At 72.0% G+C, this 21,873-nt stretch carries 19 protein-coding genes and 1 other RNA gene; 13 read left to right on the forward strand and 7 right to left on the reverse strand.

Going from position 1 to position 21,873, the window contains the following annotated elements; all coding sequences use genetic code 11:
- Window positions 1–373: citrate/2-methylcitrate synthase (locus FZC61_RS18860; RefSeq protein ID WP_281289843.1), on the reverse strand; the 373-nt coding region annotated here is incomplete at its 3' end.
- Window positions 374–446: 73 nt separating this feature from the next.
- On the opposite strand from FZC61_RS18860, the gene pdxH reads away from it, so the two are divergent.
- From pdxH to FZC61_RS18880, 4 genes are all read left to right on the forward strand, one after another.
- Entirely contained in the window at window positions 447–1,148 is a 702-nt protein-coding gene (gene pdxH, locus FZC61_RS18865) for a pyridoxamine 5'-phosphate oxidase (protein WP_148615737.1), read from the forward strand.
- Between the two features lie 68 nt (window positions 1,149–1,216).
- Window positions 1,217–2,620 carry a glycoside hydrolase family 6 protein gene (locus FZC61_RS18870; protein ID WP_170286184.1) on the forward strand — a complete coding sequence of 468 codons (1,404 nt, stop codon included), beginning with the start codon at window positions 1,217–1,219 and terminating at the stop codon, window positions 2,618–2,620.
- Between the two features lie 54 nt (window positions 2,621–2,674).
- Window positions 2,675–3,790 (forward strand): peptide chain release factor 2, encoded by a 1,116-nt coding sequence (gene prfB / locus FZC61_RS18875; protein ID WP_148615739.1) that lies wholly within the window; start codon window positions 2,675–2,677, stop codon window positions 3,788–3,790.
- A 561-nt stretch (window positions 3,791–4,351) separates the two neighbouring features.
- Window positions 4,352–6,223, forward strand: a complete 1,872-nt coding sequence (locus FZC61_RS18880; RefSeq protein ID WP_425465828.1) for an alpha-amylase family protein — start codon at window positions 4,352–4,354, stop codon at window positions 6,221–6,223.
- 8 nt (window positions 6,224–6,231) lie between these two features.
- Here the strand turns inward: FZC61_RS18880 and FZC61_RS18885 are convergent, their stop codons facing one another.
- A complete protein-coding gene (locus FZC61_RS18885; protein WP_148615741.1) occupies window positions 6,232–6,873 on the reverse strand; it encodes a hypothetical protein in 642 nt (213 codons plus the stop codon).
- 78 nt (window positions 6,874–6,951) lie between these two features.
- Here FZC61_RS18885 and ftsE point away from each other — a divergent pair, with 78 nt between their 5' ends.
- The 6 genes from ftsE to FZC61_RS18915 all read left to right on the forward strand — a co-directional run bounded on the left by ftsE (window position 6,952) and on the right by FZC61_RS18915 (window position 12,547).
- Complete coding sequence (gene ftsE / locus FZC61_RS18890; RefSeq protein WP_148615742.1) at window positions 6,952–7,641, forward strand: cell division ATP-binding protein FtsE; 690 nt, start codon at window positions 6,952–6,954, stop codon at window positions 7,639–7,641.
- Between the two features lie 64 nt (window positions 7,642–7,705).
- Window positions 7,706–8,626, forward strand: a complete 921-nt coding sequence (gene ftsX, locus FZC61_RS18895; protein ID WP_148615743.1) for a permease-like cell division protein FtsX — start codon at window positions 7,706–7,708, stop codon at window positions 8,624–8,626.
- 55 nt (window positions 8,627–8,681) lie between these two features.
- Window positions 8,682–9,956: a M23 family metallopeptidase gene (locus FZC61_RS18900; protein ID WP_148615744.1), complete on the forward strand. Its 1,275-nt coding sequence runs from the start codon at window positions 8,682–8,684 to the stop codon at window positions 9,954–9,956.
- Window positions 9,957–9,999: 43 nt separating this feature from the next.
- Window positions 10,000–10,479 carry an SsrA-binding protein SmpB gene (gene smpB / locus FZC61_RS18905; protein WP_148615745.1) on the forward strand — a complete coding sequence of 160 codons (480 nt, stop codon included), beginning with the start codon at window positions 10,000–10,002 and terminating at the stop codon, window positions 10,477–10,479.
- Window positions 10,472–11,380 (forward strand): amidohydrolase family protein, encoded by a 909-nt coding sequence (locus tag FZC61_RS18910; protein ID WP_148615746.1) that lies wholly within the window; start codon window positions 10,472–10,474, stop codon window positions 11,378–11,380. The genes smpB and FZC61_RS18910 overlap by 8 nt, the downstream gene beginning before the upstream one ends.
- Window positions 11,381–11,416: 36 nt before the next feature.
- Window positions 11,417–12,547 carry a serine hydrolase domain-containing protein gene (locus FZC61_RS18915; protein WP_211357338.1) on the forward strand — a complete coding sequence of 377 codons (1,131 nt, stop codon included), beginning with the start codon at window positions 11,417–11,419 and terminating at the stop codon, window positions 12,545–12,547.
- On the opposite strand, the gene FZC61_RS18920 is transcribed toward FZC61_RS18915, so the two are convergent.
- Both FZC61_RS18920 and FZC61_RS18925 read right to left on the reverse strand, forming a co-directional pair.
- Complete coding sequence (locus FZC61_RS18920; protein WP_170286185.1) at window positions 12,508–13,332, reverse strand: cutinase family protein; 825 nt, start codon at window positions 13,330–13,332, stop codon at window positions 12,508–12,510. The genes FZC61_RS18915 and FZC61_RS18920 overlap by 40 nt on opposite strands.
- Before the next feature lie 76 nt (window positions 13,333–13,408).
- Window positions 13,409–14,119: a hypothetical protein gene (locus tag FZC61_RS18925; protein ID WP_148615748.1), complete on the reverse strand. Its 711-nt coding sequence runs from the start codon at window positions 14,117–14,119 to the stop codon at window positions 13,409–13,411.
- A gap of 141 nt (window positions 14,120–14,260) precedes the next feature.
- Between FZC61_RS18925 and ssrA the strand changes: the two genes are divergently transcribed.
- Together ssrA and FZC61_RS18935 are read left to right on the forward strand one after the other, a co-directional pair.
- Window positions 14,261–14,631: a transfer-messenger RNA gene (gene ssrA / locus FZC61_RS18930) on the forward strand.
- A gap of 141 nt (window positions 14,632–14,772) precedes the next feature.
- On the forward strand, window positions 14,773–16,311 hold the full coding sequence (locus FZC61_RS18935; protein WP_148615749.1) for an aldehyde dehydrogenase family protein: 1,539 nt from the start codon (window positions 14,773–14,775) through the stop codon (window positions 16,309–16,311).
- Here the strand turns inward: FZC61_RS18935 and FZC61_RS18940 are convergent.
- Both FZC61_RS18940 and FZC61_RS18945 read right to left on the reverse strand, forming a co-directional pair.
- Complete coding sequence (locus FZC61_RS18940) at window positions 16,308–17,744, reverse strand: lysyl oxidase family protein (RefSeq protein WP_148615750.1); 1,437 nt, start codon at window positions 17,742–17,744, stop codon at window positions 16,308–16,310. The two genes, FZC61_RS18935 and FZC61_RS18940, sit on opposite strands and share 4 nt — an antisense overlap.
- Window positions 17,745–17,943: 199 nt before the next feature.
- On the reverse strand, window positions 17,944–19,308 hold the full coding sequence (locus FZC61_RS18945) for an ABC transporter substrate-binding protein (RefSeq protein ID WP_170286186.1): 1,365 nt from the start codon (window positions 19,306–19,308) through the stop codon (window positions 17,944–17,946).
- Between the two features lie 65 nt (window positions 19,309–19,373).
- Between FZC61_RS18945 and FZC61_RS18950 the strand changes: the two genes are divergently transcribed.
- Window positions 19,374–20,810: a sensor histidine kinase gene (locus FZC61_RS18950; RefSeq protein WP_148615752.1), complete on the forward strand. Its 1,437-nt coding sequence runs from the start codon at window positions 19,374–19,376 to the stop codon at window positions 20,808–20,810.
- 26 nt (window positions 20,811–20,836) lie between these two features.
- Here the strand turns inward: FZC61_RS18950 and FZC61_RS18955 are convergent, their stop codons facing one another.
- Window positions 20,837–21,616 (reverse strand): ABC transporter permease, encoded by a 780-nt coding sequence (locus FZC61_RS18955; RefSeq protein WP_211357339.1) that lies wholly within the window; start codon window positions 21,614–21,616, stop codon window positions 20,837–20,839.
- Window positions 21,617–21,873: the final 257 nt, after the last annotated feature.

Below are 21,873 nucleotides of genomic sequence, written 5' to 3' on the forward strand. Positions count from 1 at the left end.
GGCCGCGCGCGGACTGTGCGGCGTAGGACAGGACCATGACGGCCAGGCGTCCGATGTCCTCGCGGGCCTGCTCGTCGGTGATGTCGTAGGTCTGGCCGAACCCGAACGCGGGGGCGAGCATGGCCACCGCGGCCTGGACGTCGACGCGCACGTCGCCGGTGTGGACCGGCAGGTTGTAGGGCTCGGCCGGGGCCAGCCCGGGTGTGTAGGCGCCGTCGATGAGCAGGCCCCAGACGTTCTCGAAGGGCACCCGCCCCACGAGGTCCTCGATGTCGACGCCGCGGTAGCGCAGCGCCGATCCTTCCTTGTCGGGCTCGGCGATCTCGGACTCGAAAGCGACGACTCCTTCGAGCCCGTGGTGTACCTCGGTCATGCGTCGCTCCTTGGTTCGGTGAGAGGCCTCTTTGCGTCGTCGGGCATTGTGCCGCACGCACTACGTTCCTCCTATGGCCGACCCGACCCTGTCCCCCGAAGCCGACCTGAGCACCGACGTGAGCACCGACCTGAGCGCCGCCCTCGAGGCCGCTCGCAAGGACTACACCGCCGGCGGCCTGACCGAGTCCGACCTGGCTGCCGACCCCGTCTCGATGTTCGCCCGCTGGTACGACGACGCGCGCGCGGCCGGCCTGCACGAGCCCAACGCGATGGTGGTCGCCACGGTCGGGGCCGACGGGCAGCCGGCGGCCCGCACGGTGCTGCTCAAGGGCGTCGGCGACGACGGGTTCCGCTTCTTCACCAACCTGTCGTCGCGCAAGGGCGTCGAGCTCGCCGCGCAGCCGCGCTGCTCGCTGCTCTTCCCCTGGCACCCCCTCGAGCGCCAGGTGCGCGTCGACGGCGTCGCCGAGCCGCTCTCGCGCGCCGACGTGGAGGCCTACTTCGCCCAGCGCCCGCGCGGCTCCCGGCTCGGCGCGTGGGCCTCCCACCAGTCGAGCGTGGTGGCCGACCGCGCGGCCCTCGCGGCGTCGTACGACGAGGCGCAGGCGCGCTTCGAGGGCACCGACGAGGTGCCGCCGCCCGACGAGTGGGGCGGCTACCTCGTGCGGCCCGAGGTCGTCGAGTTCTGGCAGGGCCGGCCCAGCCGCCTGCACGACCGGCTGGTCTACCGCCGCACCGACCACGGCTGGGACGTCGTGCGCCTGGCCCCCTGAACGCCTCAAGACCCGGGCGCCGCCTGCCGATGCTCCGGTCGGACCACCTCCGACCGATGGGCCCGACCTTGTCCCGAACCGCTGCTCGCGGCCGCGTCCTGGGCGCCGCCACCGCGGCCACCCTCGTGCTGGCCCTGACCTCGCTCACCGCCCCGTCGACCGCAGAGACCGCGGCGCGGGCGGGCGCCGCACCGGGCGTCCCGACCGGCGTCGACGTCGACGTGCGCTCCGGCGGGGCCCCGGCCTTCGCCGTCAGCTGGTCCGACCCGGTCGAGGGCGCCCCGGCGTCGTACGAGGTGCTCGTCGACGGCACCGTCCGGGCCAGGGTCGCCGCCGACACCCACACCGCCGTCGTGGAGGGCCTCGCGAAGGGCGCGACCTACAAGGTCGCCGTCCGGTCGGTCGCCGACGGCGGGCGGAGCAAGGGGGTCGGTGAGAGCCGGGTCCTGACCTACGGCGCCGCGACGCCGCAGCTGGCCGCCAACCCGACCAACCCGCTGGCCGGGCAGGAGTGGGGCGTCTACCTCGGGCACGCCGAGCAGTCCTACGACCCGTGGCTGGGCGCCGAGGGGGCCACGAAGGCGGCGATCGGCGAGATCCTGCTGCAGCCGAAGGCCAAGTGGTTCGGGCGCTGGCTCAGCGACGACGAGGTCGCCGGCAAGGTCCACGAGTACATCGACAACCAGACCGGCGGCGACCCCGACGTGATGGCGCAGATGACGATCTTCCGGATGACGCCCTGGGAGGGCGACGCCTGCAAGGCGCTGCCCACGGCGGCCGAGACGCGGTCCTACAAGCGCTACCTGACCAACGTCGCCGGGGCCATCGGCGACACCCGGATGGCGGTCGTGTTGCAGCCCGACGGGCCCTTCGCGCGGTGCGCCCCCGGCGGCTCGAAGGCGCCCTCGCAGCTCATCGCGTGGTCCGCGCGGCTGCTCAGCGCGCTGCCCCGCACCAGCGTCTACATCGACATGGGCTCACCGGGCTGGTTCCGCGACGACATCACCGACGCCGTACGCCTGCTCGTCGACGCCGGGGTCGCCGACGCCCGCGGCTTCGCCCTGAGCATCACCCACATGGACACCACGCGGCAGTCGGTCGCCTTCGGGTCGCGGATCGTGGCGGCGCTCGCCGCGCGGGGCATCACCGGCACGCACTTCGTCGTCGACACCTCCGACAACGGACGCGGCTTCTCCGGCTCCCAGTACCGCAAGGAGGTCCCGCCGAGCGAGCCGATCAACTGGGCCCCGATGTGCCGGAACCCCGACCAGCGGCTCTGCGTCGCCCTGGGCATCCCGCCGACCACCGACGTCGCCGACCCGCGCTGGGGCCTGCCCGACCACGTCAACCGGCTCGCCGCCCGCAACGTCGACGCCTACCTGTGGATCGACCGGCCCTGGCTGTACCACCAGGTCGCGCCGTTCCGGGTCGGGTTCGCCGTCACGCTGGCCGACCAGAACCCGTTCGGCTGAGCCGTCCCCCGGCTCGATCTCACGATCCGCGCGGTGCCGAGTAGCCTGCCCCTTGTGGCAGGCCCCGACTTCGACACCGAGATCAAGCAGCTCCAGGCGACGATGCACACCATCGGCCAGGTGCTCGACCTCGACGGCATGCGCGTCGAGATCGCCGACCTGGGCGAGCAGGTCGCCGCGCCCGACCTGTGGGACGACGTCGACCGCGCGACCACCATCACCGGGCGGCTGTCGGCCGTGCAGGGCACCCTCGACCGCTACAACGAGCTCCTCGGCCGCATCGAGGACGTCGGCATCATGCACGAGCTCGGCCAGGAGGAGGGCGACGACGACTCCCTCGAGGACGCCGCGCGCGAGCTCGAGAAGGTCAAGAAGGCCGTCGAGAGCCTCGAGGTCCGCACCCTGCTCAACGGCGAGTACGACGCCCGCGAGGCGCTCGTGTCGATCCGCGCCGGCGCCGGTGGCGTCGACGCCGCCGACTTCGCCGAGATGCTCATGCGCATGTACATCCGCTGGGCCGAGCAGCACGACTACAAGGTCGAGGTCTTCGAGACCTCCTACGCCGAGGAGGCGGGCCTGAAGTCGGCGACCTTCGCCATCCACGCGCCCTACACCTACGGCACGCTCTCGGTCGAGGCCGGCACCCACCGCCTGGTGCGCATCAGCCCCTTCGACAACCAGGGCCGCCGCCAGACGTCGTTCGCCGCCGTCGAGGTCGTGCCGGTGCTGGAGCAGACCGACGAGATCGAGATCCCCGAGGACGAGATCAAGACCGACGTCTTCCGCTCCGGCGGCCCCGGCGGCCAGTCGGTCAACACCACCGACTCCGCCGTGCGCCTGACCCACCTGCCCACCGGCATCGTCGTGTCCTGCCAGAACGAGAAGAGCCAGCTGCAGAACAAGGCCAGCGCCCTCGTCGTGCTCAAGGCCAAGCTGCTGGCGCGCAAGAAGGCCGAGGAGAAGGCCCACCTCGACTCGATGCGCGGCGACGTCCAAGCAAGCTGGGGCGACCAGATGCGCAACTACGTGCTCAACCCCTACCAGATCGTGAAGGACCTGCGCACCGGCTACGAGGAGGGCAACCCCTCCACCGTCTTCGACGGCGACCTCGACGGCTTCCTCGAGGCCGGCATCCGCTGGCGTCGCGGCTCCGAGAAGGCCGACGCCTGACGGGTTGGCCGGTCTCGGTCGGGTTCTCCACGGGTCCCGCCTGGCCTGAGGTCTTGGTGCGTCGGATTGTCCGCGCGCCTAGCATTCCGGGTCTCGCCGTCGAGGACGTCGCTTCGCTGCGCCGCTGCGCGGTCCTTGACCGCGAGTCTCTCCCGGAGTGCGGCGCACGGGCAGTGGCAAGCCGCGCCCTCGTGGGCGCGGACAACCCGAGACTCATCCCACCTGCCCCACCAGTGCGTCCGGGCCGATAGAGCCCCTTCAGGGACGATGAAATTTCAGCGGCCCTGTCCAGGCTTCAGCGTCCCGGTGGATCTAGCGGGGCACCTGAGGGTCGGGCGGCCGCGCCAGCGGCGGCGGGCCGAGGAACGAGGCTCCGCCGTTGAGCGCGCCGCAAGCCGATTGCGCGATCGGCTACGCGCGCGGCCGCCAGACCCGGAGCACCCAGGACAGCTGACGAGCAAGACCCGACCCGGGCCCCATGGAACCGGACCTCGCCGGCGGCACTACTACGGTGGCCCCGTGAGCGTCCCCGAGCAGGTCAGGTCCGCCGCCAAGGCCGCGCTGTCGGGCCTCAAGCGGCACCGCCGCGAGACGTTCCTGCTGCGCCTGGAGCGCTGGTGGCCCGACCTGGTGGGCGCGGTCGCGGCGGCGTACGACGACCCCGAGCGGGTGGCGCTGCGGCTGGTCGAGACCGCGGCGCGGGGCTACGCCGACCGGCCGCGCGACCTGCGCCGTCTCGACGAGCAGCGGCTGCTGCGGCCCGACCGGATCCAGGGGCCCGAGCAGGTGGGCTACGCCTGCTACACCGAGCGGTTCAGCCCCGACGGCACCCTCGCGGGCCTCGCCGGCCGGCTCGATCACCTACGCAGCCTCGGCGTGACCTACCTGCACCTGATGCCGCTGCTGCGGCCGCGCGAGGGCGACAACGACGGCGGCTACGCGGTGGCCGACTACCGCGCCGTGCGCCCCGACCTCGGCACCGTCGACGACCTGCGCGACCTGGCGACCACCCTGCGCGGTGAGGGCATCAGCCTGGTCGTCGATCTGGTGCTCAACCACGTCGCCCGCGAGCACCCCTGGGCGGCGGCGGCCCGCGCTGGCGACGCGACCTACCGCGACTACTTCCACGTCTTCGCCGACCGCGCGCTGCCCGACCGCTACGAGGAGACGCTGCCGGAGGTCTTTCCCGACTTCGCGCCCGGCTCGTTCACGTTCGAGCCCGAGCTCGACGCCTGGGTGTGGACGACGTTCAACTCCTTCCAGTGGGACCTCAACTGGGCCAACCCGGCCGTGCTCGCCGAGCTCGCGCAGGTCGTCGTCGACCTGGCCAACCTCGGCGTCGAGGTGCTGCGCCTCGACGCGATCGCCTTCCTCTGGAAGCGCCTGGGCACCGACTGCCAGAACCAGCCCGAGGTCCACGCGATCACCCAGGCCCTGCGCGCCGTGGCCCGGATGGCCGCGCCCGCGACCCTGTTCAAGGCCGAGGCGATCGTCGGTCCGCGCCAGCTCGTGCCCTACCTCGGCGTCGGTGAGCACACCGGCCGCGTCAGCGACCTGGCCTACCACAACAGCCTGATGGTGCAGGTCTGGTCGATGCTCGCGACCGGCGACACCCGCCTGGCCCGCCAGGCGCTCGGCGCGCTGCCGCCGACCCCGCCCAGCGGCACCTGGATCACCTACCTGCGCTGCCACGACGACATCGGCTGGGCGATCGACGACGCCGACGCGGCCGCCGTCGGCGTGACCGGTCCGGGCCACCGGCACTTCCTCGCCGACTGGTACGCCGGGGAGTTCCCCGGGTCGTGGGCCGAGGGCCTGGTCTTCCAGCACAACCCGGCCACCGGCGACCGGCGCATCAGCGGCACGACCGCCTCGCTCACCGGGCTCGGCGCGCACCGCCGGGACCCCGACGGGGCCTTCGCGCGGATCTACCTCGCGCACGCCGTCGTGGCCGGCTGGGGCGGCGTACCGGTGATCTGGAGCGGCGACGAGCTCGGTCTGCCCGACGACCCCGCGTGGGCCGACGAGCCCGGCCACGCCGACGACAACCGCTGGGCGCACCGCTCGCGCGTCACCGACGCCGACCTCGCCGCCCTGGGCGATCCCACCACCGACCACGCCCGCGTCCACGCCGGGCTCGCCCACCTGATGCGGGTGCGGGCGGGCCTGCCGCAGCTGCACGCCTCGGCCCCGGTCTCGGTGCTCCCCGACACCGACGACGGCGTGCTCGCCGTGGTCCGCCGGCACCCGAGCGGCATCCTCGTGGGGCTCTACAACGTCACCACGCAGCCGCGGCCGTTCCCGCTCGACCGGCTCCACGACCTCGGTCTCACCGAGCCCCGCGAGGCGCTCGGCGACCACGCGCTCACCGCCGGGTCCGACGGCCTGCTGTGGCTGCCGCCGTACGCCGCCTGGTGGGTCGTCGGGGCCTGACCGACGGGTCAGCGGGCGACGGCGTCGAGCACGGCCACGCACCAGCGGTCGGCGCGCTGGGCGACCTCGGCGCGGTCCAGGCGTCCCGCGACCGTGCAGGTCAGCCAGGCGTCGCCGAACAGGCCGCGGTAGGACGCCTGGAGGCCGCGGGGGGTCCGGCAGAGCAGGGCGAGCGTCGGGCGGCCGAAGGACGCGGCTCCCGACACCGGCGCGCAGCCGGGCTCCCGCTTCGCGCCGGCGACCAGCTCCTTCGCGAACCGCGGGGTGACCGGGGAAGCGAAGACCCACGCCCGGGCCGCGGCGGTGCGCGTGGTCCAGTCGCAGGCGAACTCGTGCGCGATGTCGCGGACCCGACCGGTGACCGGGGCGTCCTGCCCGTCGCCGTACGACGTCGTATCGGTCGCCGGGGCGCCGAGCGCCGCCTCGACCGCCTCGGGGGCGACCGCGTCGCAGAATTCCCCGCGTCGTACGGCGGTGGTCAGGGTGTCGACGTCGGACAGCGGCACGACGGGCGGGGTGGTGGGGGTGGGGCTCGACGCCGGCGCGGTCGACGGCGCGGGGTCGTCGTCACCGCTGACGACGACCAGGCCGACCACCACGACCACGAGCGTCACGACGGCGGCGACCACGAGCACGGGGACACGACGCACGCCTGCCACCCTACGGACCGGCCGGGGCACGACACGCCGAAGCGTCGACGGGCCCCCGATGCGAGTACCGTCTTTTCGGTGATTCGCTTCGAGAAGGCCACGGTGTCCTACCCCGGCCCCGGCAAGCCTGCGCTCAACCAGGTGTCGATCGACGTCGAGAAGGGCGAGTTCGTGTTCCTCGTCGGCACGTCGGGATCGGGCAAGTCCACGGCGCTGCGCCTGGTGCTGCGCGAGCTGCGCCCCACCAGCGGCCGCGTCTACGTCGCCGGCAAGGAGATCAACCGCCTCGCCACCTGGAAGGTGCCGCGGCTGCGCCGCCAGATCGGCACGGTGTTCCAGGACTTCCGGCTGCTGCCGGGCAAGACGGTCGCCGAGAACGTCGCGTTCGCGCTCCAGGTGACCGGCCACTCCAGCCGCGAGATCAAGGCCACGGTGCCCCAGACCCTCGAGCTGGTCGGGCTGTCCGACAAGGCCGGCCGGCTGCCCGACGAGCTCTCCGGCGGCGAGCAGCAGCGGGTCGCGATCGCCCGGGCGATGGTCAACGAGCCGATGATCCTGATCGCCGACGAGCCCACCGGCAACCTCGACCCCACCACCTCGGTCGACATCATGAAGCTCCTCGACCGCATCAACGCCACCGGCACCACCGTGCTCATGGCCACCCACGACAACGGGATCGTCGACCAGATGCGCAAGCGCGTCGTCGAGCTCGACCACGGTGTCGTCGTGCGCGACGAGGCCACCGGCGTCTACGGCTTCCAGCACTAGGCCCCCGGGCCGGCCGCCCGCCCGTACGCCGACCACTCACCGATCCTCAGGAGTCTCCCGCTTCATGCAGCTTCGCCACGTCAGCACCAACCTGCGCCAGGGCCTGCGTCGCAACATGTCGATGCACGCCGCCGTGATCCTCACGCTCTTCGTGTCGCTGACCCTCGCCGGCATCGGCGTGATGCTCAACCGTCAGGCCAGCCTCACCACCGACGTCATCGGCAACGAGCTCAAGGTGTCGGTCTACCTCTGCGTGCCCGACGACCCCGACCACCCGCAGTGCACCACCGAGGTGACCGCCGCGCAGGAGGCGGCGATCGTCGACACGATCGAGAACAACCCCGAGGTCGCCTCGTGGGAGGAGATCTCCAAGGAGGAGGGCCTCGACAACTTCATCAAGCTCGGCCTGGTCACCCAGGCGCAGACCGAGGGCCCCGACGCGCTGCTGACGGCCGACTACGTGCCCAAGGAGCTGCGCATCACGCTGAAGAACCCCAACCAGTACCAGGGGGTCGCCAGCGCCGTGCAGGACCTCGACGGCGTGCGCAACATCGTGCTGGCCAAGGACCTCGTGGGCAACGTCTTCACCATCATCAACGTCATCAAGTACTCCGCGTGGGGTGCGGCGGCCGTGCTGCTGCTCGCCGCGGTGATGCTGGTGGCCAACACCATCCGGCTCACCGCGCTGGCCCGACGCAAGGAGATCGAGATCATGCGCCTGGTGGGCGCGTCACGGATCTTCATCGTGCTGCCGTTCCTGCTCGAGGCGGTCTTCAACGCGTTTGTCGGGGTGCTCCTGGCCGCCGGCGCCCTGGCCGCGCTGACCAAGTTCGGCATCATCGACACCCTCGACGCGTCCTACGACGCGCTGCCGTTCATCGGCTGGTCGGACTACCTCTACACGCTCGTGGTCATCGGGGTCGCCGGACCGCTGCTCACCGTCATCCCGACACTCCTGCTGACCCGCAAATACCTCAGATTCTGAGGCGGGTCCCTTACCGTCGACGGTGTCCTCTTCCCCGGACGCTTCCCCCGACGAAATGGCTCTTCCTGTGCGCTACTTCCCCAGCGCTCCGCGTCAGCGACTCACCGCTGCCTGCGTTGCTGTCGTCTCGCTCGCCGCGCTCGTGGTGCCCTTGGCCCACGCCGACGACGACGACGACCTGCGCGCCCGGCAGCGCGAGGTCAAGGGCAAGATCGCCGACGCCAGCGACGACCTGCGCGAGGCCAGCCGGCAGGTGGTCCGGGCCACGGGCCGGCTCACCCAGGTGCTCGACCGGCTCGCCGACGCGCGCAGCCGCCTGGCCGACGTCCGCACGCGCCTGACCGACGCGCGCGAGCGCGACGCCCGCCTGAAGGTCGAGCTGGCGCAGGCCGAGGCCGAGCTCGCGCGGGCCACGGCGGCCATGGAGGCCGCCTCGGCCGCCGTCGATCGCCAGCGCAGCGTCGTACGCCGCACCGCGATCGCCATCTACACCGGCGGTGACCCCCGGCTGCAGGCCTTCGGCGACGTGCTCGACAGCGGGTCGCTGGAGGAGATCGGGGCCCGCCAGCTCGGCAACGAGGTCGTCACCAGCCGCCAGTCGACCGTCTTCGACGACCTCGCCGAGGCCGAGGACCTGCTCGTCGCCGAGCGGGCAGAGGTCGAGCGCACCACCGCAGCGGTCGAGCAGAAGCGGCAGGAGGCCGCGGCCCACCTCGTGGAGGTCCGGGCGCTCTACACCGAGTCCCTCGCCGCCGCCCAGAAGGTCAAGGGCCTGGTCGGCGAGGCCCGCGACGCCCGCCAGCGGGCCTTCGCCGCCCGCGCCCACGACCGCCAGGTGCTGCGCACGCTGCGGGCCCGCGAGTCCGCCATCTCGCGCAAGCTCGTCGCCCTGGCCCGCAGCCAGCGCGACCAGACCGGTTTCAAGGGCCGGTCCGACGGCTACCTCAGCTATCCCGCGAGCGGCCCGGTGACCTCGCCGTACGGCTATCGCGTGCACCCCATCTACGGCTACTACAGCCTGCACAACGGCACCGACTTCGGCACCGGCTGCGGCGCCCCCCTCTACGCCGCCGCCGGCGGCACCGTGATCGACACCTACTACGACTCGGTCTACGGCAACCGGCTCTACCTCTCGCTCGGGCTGGTCAACGGCAAGAGCCTGGTGCTGATCTACAACCACATGTCGGCCTACCGGGTCTCCGAGGGCCAGCGCGTCGAGCGCGGCACCGTCGTCGGGCTCTCCGGCACCACCGGCTGGTCGACCGGCTGCCACCTGCACTTCACCGTCATGGAGAACGGCGTCGCCGTCGACCCGATGAAGTACCTGTAACGGCACCTGCAACCCCGTTGCGTGCTTCTGGGAGACTGGTCGCATGGCGAAGGAGCAGGGCCGCAAGCTGGTCGCGCAGAACAAGAAGGCACGCCACGACTACGCCATCGACGACACCTACGAGGCCGGGATCGTGCTGCAGGGCACCGAGGTCAAGTCGCTGCGTCAGGGGCGGGCCTCGCTGGTCGACGGGTTCGTCGACATCGACGGGGGAGAGGCCTGGCTGCACGGCGTCCACATCCCCGAGTACTCCCAGGGCACCTGGACCAACCACGCCGCCCGTCGCAAGCGCAAGCTGCTGCTCAACCGTGTCGAGATCGACAAGATCGAGCGCCGCGTCAGCGAGAAGGGCCTCAGCGTCGTCCCGCTGTCGCTGTACTTCCTCGACGGCCGCGCCAAGATCGAGATCGGCGTCGGCAAGGGCAAGAAGTCGTGGGACAAGCGCAACACCCTCGCCGAGCGCCAGGCCAACCGTGAGATCGAGCAGGCCGTCGGACGCCGGCTCAAGGGCATGAGTGAGTGAGTCCGAGCCCGTCGGGCCCGCTGAGCCCGCTGAGCCCGTCGAGCGCGCCCGCGCGGTCTGGGAGCGGCTCGGGCTCCCGGGCCTGATCGACGTCCACGCCCACTTCCTGCCGCCGCCCATCGAGCGGGCGGTGTGGCGGGTCTTCGACGAGGCCGGCCCGCTGATCGGGCGCGAGTGGCCGATCCGCTACCGCCAGCCGGTCGACGAGCGTGTCGCGCTGCTGCGCTCCTTCGGCGTACGCCGCTTCACCACGTTGCCCTACGCCCACAAGCCCGGCGTGGCGACCTTCCTCAACGACTGGTCGCGCGACTTCGCCGCCGAGGTGCCCGAGGCCGTGTGGTCGGGCACGTTCTACCCCGAGCCGGGCGCCGCCGACTACGTCGCCGCGCTGGTCGAGCAGGGCGTGGAGATCTTCAAGCTCCACCAGCAGGTCGGCGGCTTCCTGCTCGACGACCCGCTGCTCGACCCGGTCTGGGAGGTGCTGGCCGACGGCACCACACCGGTGCTCGTGCACGCCGGGTCGGGCCCGGTCGGCACCAAGTTCACCGGACCCGAGTCGATGGCCCGCCTGCTCGCGGCCCACCCGCGGCTGACGATCGTCGTGGCCCACCTCGGGGCCCCCGAGTGCCTCGACTTCGCCCGCCTCGCCGCCACCCACGAGCGGGTATTCCTCGACACCTCGATGGCGGTGAGCCCGTTCTTCGGCGACCACTTCGACCCCGCGGTCGTGCCAATGCTGGCCGACCTGCAGCCCCGCGTGCTGTGGGGCTCCGACTTCCCGACCCTCCCGTTCCCTTACGCCGACCAGCTCGACGCCCTGGTCGACCTGGGCCTCGGCGACGACTGGCTGCGCGACGTCCTGTGGCACAACGGGGCCGCCCTGCTCGGCGAGCCGGGATAGTCCCGCAGGACTGGAACGGGTTCTAGGGTGGTGGGCGTGGTCGACGGAGAGTGCACTGACGCGTTCGAGCCCCTGCGTGACCTGCTGGCGGGCAACCTCGCCGACGGCACCGACGTCGGCGCCGCCGTGGCGGTGGTGCACGACGGCGAGCTGGTCGCCGACCTGTGGGGCGGCCAGGCCCGTCCCGGGGTGCCGTGGACCCGCGACACCATCGTCCAGGTCTGGTCGGTCACCAAGACGATGGCGGCGCTCACCGCGCTCGTGGTCGCCGACCGCGGCCAGCTCGACCTCGACGCGCCGGTCGCCGACTACTGGCCCGCGTTCGCGGTCGCGGGCAAGGACGACGTCCGGGTGCGTCACGTGCTCGGCCACACCGGCGGCGTCCCCGGCTGGAGCCGGCCGGTCGCCGTCGACGACCTGCTCGACCTCGAGCTCAGCGAGGGCTGGTTGGCCCAGGAGGCGCCCTGGTACGAGCCCGGCTCCGCCCCGGCGTACCAGATCCTCAACCACGGTCACCTGCTCGACGCGATCGTGCGCGGCGCGACCGGCCGGCCGCTGGCCGAGGTCTTCCACGACGACGTCGCGGGCCCGCTCGGCGCCGACTTCTTCCTCGGCGTGCCCGACGACCGTCTTGACGACGTCGCCGACCTGCGGTCGCCGCCGTCGACCTCGGTCGACTACGCCGCGCTGTCGCCCGACAGCTTCCTGCTGCGCACCATCGCCAACCCGTTCCTGACGATGAAGGTCTGCAACGGCGACGCCTGGCGCCGCGGCGCGGTCGGCGCGGCCGGCGGCCACGGCAACGCGCGCGGGGTCGCTCGCGCCCAGGCGGTGGTCTCCCACGGCGGCGCGCTCGACGGCACCCGGCTCCTGGGCGCCGACACCATCGACCGCATCTTCGACGTCCAGGCCGACGGCACCGACCTGGTGCTGGGCATCCCGCTGGTCTTCGGCACCGGCTACGGGCTGCCGACACCGTCGGCCCCGGCGATCCCCACCGGGCGCGCGTGCTGGTGGACCGGCTACGGCGGCGCGGTCGTCGTCAACGACCTCGACCGCCGTACGACGATCGCCTACACGCCCAACCAGCTGGTCGAGCACATGGTGTCGTCACCGCGCACCGACGCCTACGTGAGCACTGCTCTCGCCTGTCTGGACTCCCTGTGAGCCTGGTCGACGACCTGGCCGACGAGGCGCTCGAGCACCCAGGCCGCCATCAGGTCCTCGGCGGGGCCCCACTCGTAGCGGAACGCGTGGGTCAGCATCCCCAGCACCGGTACGCCGCCGCGGTGGCACACCGGGTCGCTGTCGTAGCACGCCGACAGCACGCGGCCGGCCAGGTCGGGGTCGAGGCGCGCGGTCGCCGGTGACCGCGCGAAGCCCCCGGAGTCCCGGCTGCCACCCCATCCGGGCAGCTCGACCGCCGGGTCGGCCACGTCGCGCAGCGGGTCGGACACGAGCACGACGCCCCTCAGCGAGCCGGCGACGGCGTCGGACACCGCCCCCAGGGCCAGGTGGGCGACCTGCGCTCCCTGGCTGAACGCGACCAGCACGACGTCGGAGCCGGGGCAGCCCTCGGCCAGGTCGGTGAGGTCGCGACGGGTCGTCGCCACACCGGCGTCGACCGAGGCGTCGTAGTCACCGCCGCCGCGCGCTGCGGGGTAGTCCGCGGCGCGGTAGGTCACGCTGCGGCCCGCCTCGCGCAGCCGCTCGGTCGCGTGGGCGGCGACACTGGCGGCTTCCCGCCCGAACCCGGCAGCCCGGTCGTCGGCGTCCTGACCCGAGCCGCGTACGCCGTAGAACACGACGTCGGAGCAGCCGTCGGCTCCCGTCGGGTCGTCGAGGAGCCGCGGCGTGGTCACCGGTGTCGCCACCGCCGACACCGCGACGACCGCGGCGAGGACGACCGCGACCCGCAGGAGCCGACGACACCACCGCTGGGAGAAGGGCACGTCCTCCATGGTGCTGGGTGCCGCACAGCCCGGCGAGCCGCGATCGTCGCGACGCACCCGAGTGAACGCGGTCGGGTCAGTAGACCCGGGCGGTGAAGGTCAGCGTGCTGGCCACGAAGTTGCGGTCGCCCGGGGCGACCAGCCGGTAGCGGATGCCGCGGCGCGACCCGGAGACGGAGACGACCGCGACGCCCTGCCGGTTGGTGCGCACCTTCTTGATCGTGCGGAACCCGCCGGAGCGCTTCTTCTGCACCAGGACCTTCTTGCCGCCGAACTTGGGCTTCACGACGGTCCGCACGCGCACGGTCCGGCCCTTCGAGACGTCGGTGCCGTCGATGTTGCGAGCGGTGCGGATCCGCACCGTGTCGGAGACCGACGCCGGGTAGGTGCGCTCGTCGCTCTCGCCGGCGTGGTAGGTGCCGCCGGTGTAGTAGACGCGGAACAGGGCGTTGCCGCGGAAGGTGTCGTAGTCGGGGAAGTAGGAGAAGGAGGGGTCGGTGTCGGTACCGACGGTGGTCCACGTCGACGAGCCCGGCGCCTGTCGCTGCAGGTAGGCGCTGCCCACGAAGGGGGTGGTGTAGCCGTCCGGGTCGTTGGTCGCGTCGACCTCGGCGGTGATCGAGAAGTAGTCGCCGTAGAAGCCGATCTTGGTGATGTCGGAGGCCAGGGTGACGGTGGTGTTGACCGTCGCGGCCGCGTGGGCGGGCGCGGCGGTGACGGCCACCGCGGTGAGCGGAGCGAGGGAGAGGGCGGTGGCGGCGGCGATGCCGCGCAGGAGCTGGCGCATGTACGTTCCGTTTCCGAGGGTGGTGGGGAGGGGCGTGCGCACCTTAACCCGCGATCCTGCGGTGCGGGGCCCCTCGGATCGGCTCGCGCGGCGACGCGGTGGGGAGGAGCAGGTAGGCTGTGGGAGCACGACAACTCAAGAGGGGCTGATCGGTTTCGACTTGGGACGTTAGTTCCAGGGGAAGCGGGTCGAGGAGCCAGCGTCATCTCGTAAACGATCGCTGGAAACCAATAACTGCCAACGCTAAGCGCAGTTCGTTCGCTCTCGCCGCCTGATCGGTGATCGAACCGTCAGACCGGGCATCCGTCTCCGTCCCGGATCCTGGCGTCATCTAGGAGACTTGCTGCTCATCCCTTGTCAGGAGGGTTGATCGGGACTTAATCCTGACTGAGCCTGTTGGCGACGTGTCTGTGCGAGCGCCAGGGCCGAGAAAATCGCCTTCACGGACTGCACCCGGAGAAGACCTGGTTCGACGCTCGAGGACGCGGGTTCGATTCCCGCCAGCTCCACCAGATCACCACAGCCTCTTGAGCGAGAGCCGCTCCGACACCCGTCGGGGCGGCTCTCGTCGTACGCCGACCCCGCAGCGCCAGCACGGTGCGGTGACCCGGAAGGTGTACCAGGTGGCGGACCCTCTGCTACACACTCCCGCCATGACGCTGCAGATCAAGCCGGGCACCACGTGGGACGAGGTCTACGCGCGTGCGCGGGCCGCTGCGCCGGAGGCCTTCGACGCCGACCGCATCCTCAACCTGCACGGGGGCGAGTGGCAACGCAGCGGTGAGCCGGGCCAACACGTCAACCCGGTCGACGGGCAGGCCATCCAGGGCCCGCCGCGCATCGGCCACGACGAGGCGGTCGAGGCCGTCAAGCACGCTCACGTCGAGCACGACGCCTGGGCCAGGGTCGACCTGGACGAGCGCAAGGCCCGGGTGGCGGCCGCGGTCGCGGAGATGCGTGAGCACCGCGACACCCTCGCGCTGCTGCTCGTCTGGGAGATCGGCAAGCCGTGGAAGCTCGCGTGCGACGACGTCGACCGCGCCCTGTCCGGCGTCGACTGGTACCTCGGCGAGATCGAGCGGCAGCTGGCCGGCCGGACCCCGCTGTCGGGCCCGGTCAGCAACATCGCGTCGTGGAACTACCCGATGAGCGTCCAGGTCCACGCCGAGCTCGTGCAGTGCCTGGCCGGCAACGGCGTCGTGGCCAAGACCCCGTCGCAGGGCGGCTTCCACACCCTCACCCTCGCCCACGCGATCATGAAGCGGGCCGGCCTGCCCGTGACGCTGCTGTCCGGCGTCGGCGCGGCCCTCGGTGACGCCCTCATCTCCAGCCCCGAGATCGGCGCGCTGGCCTTCGTCGGCGGGCGGGCCAACGGCCGCAAGGCCGCCACCACGCTGGCCGACACCGGCAAGCGCCACCTGCTCGAGCAGGAGGGCCTCAACGTCTGGGGCGTGTGGGACTACTCCGACTGGGACGCGCTGGCCGCCCACCTGACCAAGGGCTTCGACTACGCCAAGCAGCGCTGCACCGCCTACCCGCGCTACGCCGTCCAGCGCGAGCTGTTCCCGCAGTTCCTCGAGATGTACCTGCCGGTCGTGCGCTCGCTGACCTTCGGCCACCCGCTGGCCGTCGAGAACCCCGACGACGAGCTGCCGACGCTCAACTTCGGGCCGGTCATCTCCGCCGCCAAGGCCGCGGAGCTGGTCGGGCACTTCGACGCCGCCGTCGCCGGTGAGGGCATCCCGCTCTACCGTGGCTCGCTGTCGCAGGGCCGGTTCCTCGGGGGCCAGGACACCTCGGCGTACGTCGCCCCCGCGTGCGTCCTGGAGCCCCCGAAGTCCTGGGCCCTGCACCACGCCGAGCCCTTCGGTCCGCTCGACTCGATCGTGCTCGTCGACAGCGAGTCCGAGCTGCTGGCCGCCATGAACGCCTCCAACGGCGCCCTGGTCGGCTCCATCGCCACCGACGATGCCGACTTCGCCGCCCGGGTCGGCGAGCAGCTGCAGAGCTTCAAGGTCGGCATCAACAAGCCCCGCTCACGCGGTGACCGCGAGGAGGTGTTCGGCGGCAAGGGAGCCTCCTGGAAGGGCGCCTTCGTCGGCGGCGACCTGCTGGTGCAGGCGGTCACCGAGGGGGAGGGGCCGCTCATGGGCAACTTCCCGACCTACTCGCTGTACCCCGAGTCGGTCTAGGGCAGCCCGCCGGTCGAGGTGTCCGGGACCACGGTGACGGTGTCGCCGGTGATCTGGACCTTCACCTCGGCGGTGTTGTTGGCGTCGTCGGACTCGGCGACGGCTCCGAGTGCGTCGGCATGGACACGGACCGTGTAGGTCCCGTCGGGGAGCCCGGTGATGTCGATGGCCTGGTTGGGCAGCGTCGTCGGGTAGGTGTCACCCCAACCACGGCTCAGGCCGTGGACCACGGTCAGGGCACTGGTGAGGCCCTTGCCGCAGGAGGTGTCCTCGCCGTAGACCGGGGCCTCGGGGACGCCCGGCTGGCCCTGCATCGGCGTGTAGGTCGTGTTGTCCTGGATGCAGTAGCCGTGCTTCTCCGCGCGGGCGACGACGGTGCCGCCGGCGTCGAGCAGCTGGTAGTCGTCGAAGTCCCGGATGTGCCAATGGTGGTGGCCGTCGCCGGCGTAGAAGAACCCCACGCCGGGGTCGAGCACCGAGCCGAGCAGCGTCCCGTCGGCTCCGTAGTAGTTCTGGTACGCGGTCCAGTCGGTCGCGTCGGCCGCAGACCGATCGGCGACGATCTCGCTCGGACCGGCACCGACGTTTATGGTGATGACGCCGAACTTGAGCAGCTTCCTGCCCTCCAGCGACGGGAAGTCGGCGCTGTACGGCGCCGCCGGGTCGATCTTGAAGCAGGTCCCGTTGGTGGCAGCCAGGTCACCGGCGCCGCACTTGGTCAGGTCCTTGATCCGCAGGTCCGGCAGGGTGGCTCCCGCGGGGATCCCGTCCACGACCTTCACGCAGTCAGCCAGGCCTGCTGCGCGCTGCCCCTCGGACCCCGGGACCGTCACCCACGGCGACGGCGCCGGGACCCAGGCCAGGTCGCTGGCGCTCCAGCGCCACCCGATCGTGCGCTCCTCCTGGTGCGTGTCGACGGTGAGCTGCGGGCAGTTCGCTGTCTCGACGGTGCGTTGCTCGACGGTCGAGGCCGGCTGCGGGCAGGTCGTGGGGCTGGGCGCGCTGGCGCACGTCGCCGAGGACGAGCGCGGCACGACCCTGACCCTGACGACGTTCGAGGTGGCGACGCGGTTGCCGCGGTGGTAGAGCACGGTGCGGAACGCGACCTCACCCTGGGTGGCCACGTGCTGCGGCGAGAAGCGATAGCCGCCGCTGATCACGTACTGCTGGTCACGGTTGAGCCACATCGGCTGCCCGCCCATGCGTCGCTGGACGACGAGTCGGTAGCGGCCCGAGCCCAGGTGTGCCGTGCGACCCCGGATCGGGATCGGGGCACTGACGTAGCGCGAACCCACGGTCACGAGAGTCGCGGTGGGCTTTACGCGGTGAGTGCCGGCGGCGCGCGCGACGGAGCCTGCGGCGCTCGCCACGACCTGGTCACGGTCGGGTACGACGGCCCGGGACTGGGCGGGGATCGCCAGCACGAGCAGCACGGGGAGCACTGCAGCCGTGAGACGACGGGACGAGAGAGCACGACGCGGACTGCGCACGGGGGCTTCCTTTCCGAGAGGTCGGGGGGTTGCCAGCATGTGCTCGATGCGCCGGATCGATCCGGCCCGGGTGGCGGATAGTGCCTACGTCATTTGTGCGTCACCCGGCCCGGGGTCGTCAGCCGGCTGGGTGCGCGAGTGGCTACCGGTAGCCGTCGTTGGCGTCGAGGTCGGCCTGAACCCGCTCGGTGCCGACGCGCAGTGCTTGCCTCCAGTCCCCACCGGTCAGAGCCGCTGACACCGCGGAGGAGAACTGCGCGCTCAGCGTGGGGTAGGCGGGGGTGGCCGGGCGGGGGACCGACACGCACGAGGTCGTCGGCGGTGCGTCGGCACAGCTGGCCAGGAGCTGTGCCGCGAAGAGCCGCAACGGCCCCTGGGGTCCGTAGAGGTCGGACCGGTCCAGGGCGTCGTCCGTCCCGGGCACGGCACCGTTGGCATCGGTCATCCGCAGCACCTGGTCGGTGCCCAGCAGGTAGGTCAGGAAGGTGGCGGCCGCCTGCTGGTTCCGGCTCGACTTCGTGATCGCCCAGGACCAGCTGCCCTGACCGGACTTCGAGCCGTGGCCGAGGTCGGGCTGCGGCAGGACGAGCAGGTCGTCGCCCAGGGCTGCGGCGTAGTCGCGGTAGACCCAGTGGCCGACCCACGACAACGCCACTGACCTGCTCGTGAAGGCGTCGTCCCGGGTGTCCGGGTCGACGTACGGTGCCCACTCGGCCAGGGTCCCCAGCGCGCGGACTGCGGCGTCGCCGTCGAGATGGCCCACCGGGCTCAGGGTGTCGTGGTCGATCAAGTCCCCTCCGGCGGACGCGACCAGCGGCGCGAACCCGTAGGTGAGCCACTCGCCGACACCGTAGTTGAGCTTCAGGTCGAGCACCCTGGCGTCGTCGTCGCGCGCGGCGAGCCGGGCCAGCACACGAGAGAACTCCGCGGCCGTCCAGGCGTCGTCGGGCCCCGTGGGCCAGGCGACGTGTGCTGCGCGCAGCTGCCGACGGTCCGCGTAGAGGCCGAGGCCCGAGTCGAACACCGCCACCGAGTAGGTACGACCGTCGACCTGCCCCTGGGTCCGCAACGACGTCAGCTGGGCGTTCACGATCTCGGTGGGCAGGAGCTGGTCCAGGTCGGCGAGCTGGTCCTGGTAGACGTAGCTGTCGACGAGAGGGCCGTCGATCTCAGCGACGTCAGGGACCTCGCGCGCGGCCACCGCGGTCTGCAGCGCGTCGTTGTAGTCGCCCTCGGCGACCGTCCTGACCGTCACCCTGATGTCCGGGTGGGTGGCGTTGAAGTCGTCGACCTGGTCGGCGAAGACGCGGGCCTCGGCGTCGGTGCCGGCGTGGCGCCAGACGATAAGAGCGCGGACCTCGGTGTCGGTGCTGCTGTCCCTGCTGGGCGTCGTGCACCCGACCAACGAGCCGGCGAGGCAGGTGACCAGCAGCGCAGCGACCGCGACGATGCCGGCCCGCGCAGGGGGGTGCCGACGGTCTGCCTTGTGCGAATCGGCTCCGGTCACCGGCCCAATGTGTCACCTTGAAGTGGTCACGAACCGACGTATGGCGGGAGCCGGGAGGAAATGTTGTGCGGACACGTGCCTCGCTCCTCTCCTCGGTGGTGCTCGGGGTCGTGCTCGTGGCCCTCGGGGTGACGTCGTGGTCAGCGGTTCAGTCCATGCGTGAGGCGCAGCAGGAGACGCTGCGGACCCGCGAGTCGGCGATCGCCTACAGCGACATCCGAGCAGCGGTCGCGGGTGAGGCCGTGGCCGAGGCCGGGTACCGGCGGGCGCCGAGCGCAGCAGCCCGACTGCGTCTCGACTCCTCGATCGCTGCGACCGACGACGCACTCACCACGGCACACACGGCCACCGAACGACGTGACGGCCCGATCCTGGCCAACCTCAAGCTGCTCAACCAGCGCTACGTGGACCAGGTGCGCTCGACCCTGGACGCCCCGGTGGCCCCCGGAGGGGACGACCGCGTGGCCGGTCCTGCCCTCGACTCCATTCAGCAGCTGCTCGAGGCGTCGATCGCCAGCCATCGAGCAGATCTCAAGCGTGCCACCCGACAGGAGATCGAGGTGACCCAGCGCTTGGGCTGGGAACTCCCCGCCGCATTCGCCCTGGCCCTCGCCGTCGTCGGGTGGACCCTTCGCAGGCTGCTGAAGGAGCACCGGCGCATGGGGGAGGACGCAGCCCTCGCCACCGAGCTCGCCCGGACACGGGCGGAGCTCCTTGCGGAGGAGACTCGACAGCTGGGCATCCTTCGCGACCTCGAGCACTCGCGCGAGAGCTTCCTCGCCATGGTCAGCCATGACCTCACCAACCCGATCATGGTCATCGACTGGTACGCCGAGCTCATCACCGCGGAGGACGGGGCGTCACCCGAGGTGGTGCGCCAGGCGTCCGTCATCCGCGATCGCGCCAGGCAGGTGCAGCGACTGGTGACCGACCTCGGGCAGGGGGGTTCGCCGATCGACGTTGCCGAGACGGTCGAGCTCGACCTGTCCGCACTGGTCCGTGACGCGGTCGAGGCCAGTCGAGGTCGCGCGAGGACCTCCCACGTCGACCTGACGTGCACCAGCTGTGCCGTCGCCCTGATCAGCGGTGATCCCGACCGCCTGCGCCAGGTGGTCGACAACCTCGTGGGCAACGCCATCAAGTTCACGCCGGCGGCCGGCCGCGTCGAGGTCTCGGTGGCCACCGTCGGGACACAGGCCGTGCTGAGGGTGCGTGACACCGGGATAGGCATCCCCGCCGACGAGCTGGATCGCGTCTTCGATGCCTACTTCCGCGCCTCCTCCGCCACTGCGGAGGGCATCGACGGCACCGGTCTGGGTCTCGCCATCTCGCAGTCGATCGTCGAAGGCCACCAGGGAACCCTGCGTGCAGAGGCTGTGGCGCCCAGCGGCACGCTCTTCGAGATGCGGATTCCGCTCGTGGTCGCCGACGCCGACGGGTCGGCCGAGGAGCCGGTCCATCCCCAGGCCTGCGACCTCGCCTCACTCGTCCTGGCCGAGTGACGCCCGACCCCGTGGGCTGACCTGCGTCATCGCGGGAAGACGGCGGCCAGGTCCCGTCGTACGACGCGGGCGGAGGCGACCAGGCGCAGCAGGACCGCGCAGGTGATGGCCTGGGCCGCCAGCAGCCCGATCAGCACCAGCACCTGGGCCGAGCCGGCCTCCAGCGGTGTCCCGCCGCCCAGGAGCACACCCACGAACGCGCCGGGCAGCGTGACCAGGCCCACCGTGCGGGTCTGGTCGAGCCCGGGGGTCAACGCCTCGCGCGCCGACGGCTCGAGCACCAGGTACGCCGCCTCCGACGACGGCAGGCCGAGCGCGAGCGCCGCCTCGTAGGCGCCGTGCTGGGCGAGCAGCTCGTCGGCGGCCCGGCGCCCCGTCAGGGTCGCCGCGGTCATCGTGTTGCCGATGACGATGCCGGCCACGGGGATGATGCCGGCGCCGTTGAAGGGGATCACCCCGGAACCGAGGCTGAGGACCAGCACCGGCAGGGCGCCGGCCGCGATCGCCAGGGCCACCCAGCCGGCCTGGTGCGTCGGCGCGCCGAGCCGCCGGCTCGCGGTCGCCGTCGCGACGACGTACATCACCATCGCGAAGGCCAGCGCCCCCCACAGCGAGGAGAGCAGTGCTCCGATCACCGCGGAGACCGCGGCGAGCTGGACGACCGCCCGGGCCGCCGCCGTCAGGTGGTCGCGACCGACACCCAACCGCCCGACGGCCGACGCGAGGGCGGCGATCGCGACCAGCGCCACCAGCACGACGGCGAGCCGCCAGTCGGGTTGCGGCGCGGCGGCCACCAGGGGGTGCACACCCCGAGGTTAGGGCGTGCCCTGCGGTCCCGCGCCCTGATGACCTCGGACCCTGCCGGCGCGCTCCGCGGACGTCGACGCTGCGAGCAGGAGGTGCACCGTGCTGTGGACAGCGACCGCCGAGCGCTCGCGCGTCGACGTGCTCGTCGAGCGGTGCGTCGCCGACGGCGTGATCACCGCGGAGCAGGCCGAGGTGATGCGTGGCTAAGCCCGGGCCGAGCGCGCGGGGGAGTCGCGCGACCGCCTGCCGGCCCTCG

The sequence above is a fragment of the Nocardioides rubriscoriae genome (genome assembly GCF_008087085.1).
GTDB classification, from domain to species: Bacteria; Actinomycetota; Actinomycetes; order Propionibacteriales; family Nocardioidaceae; genus Nocardioides; species Nocardioides rubriscoriae.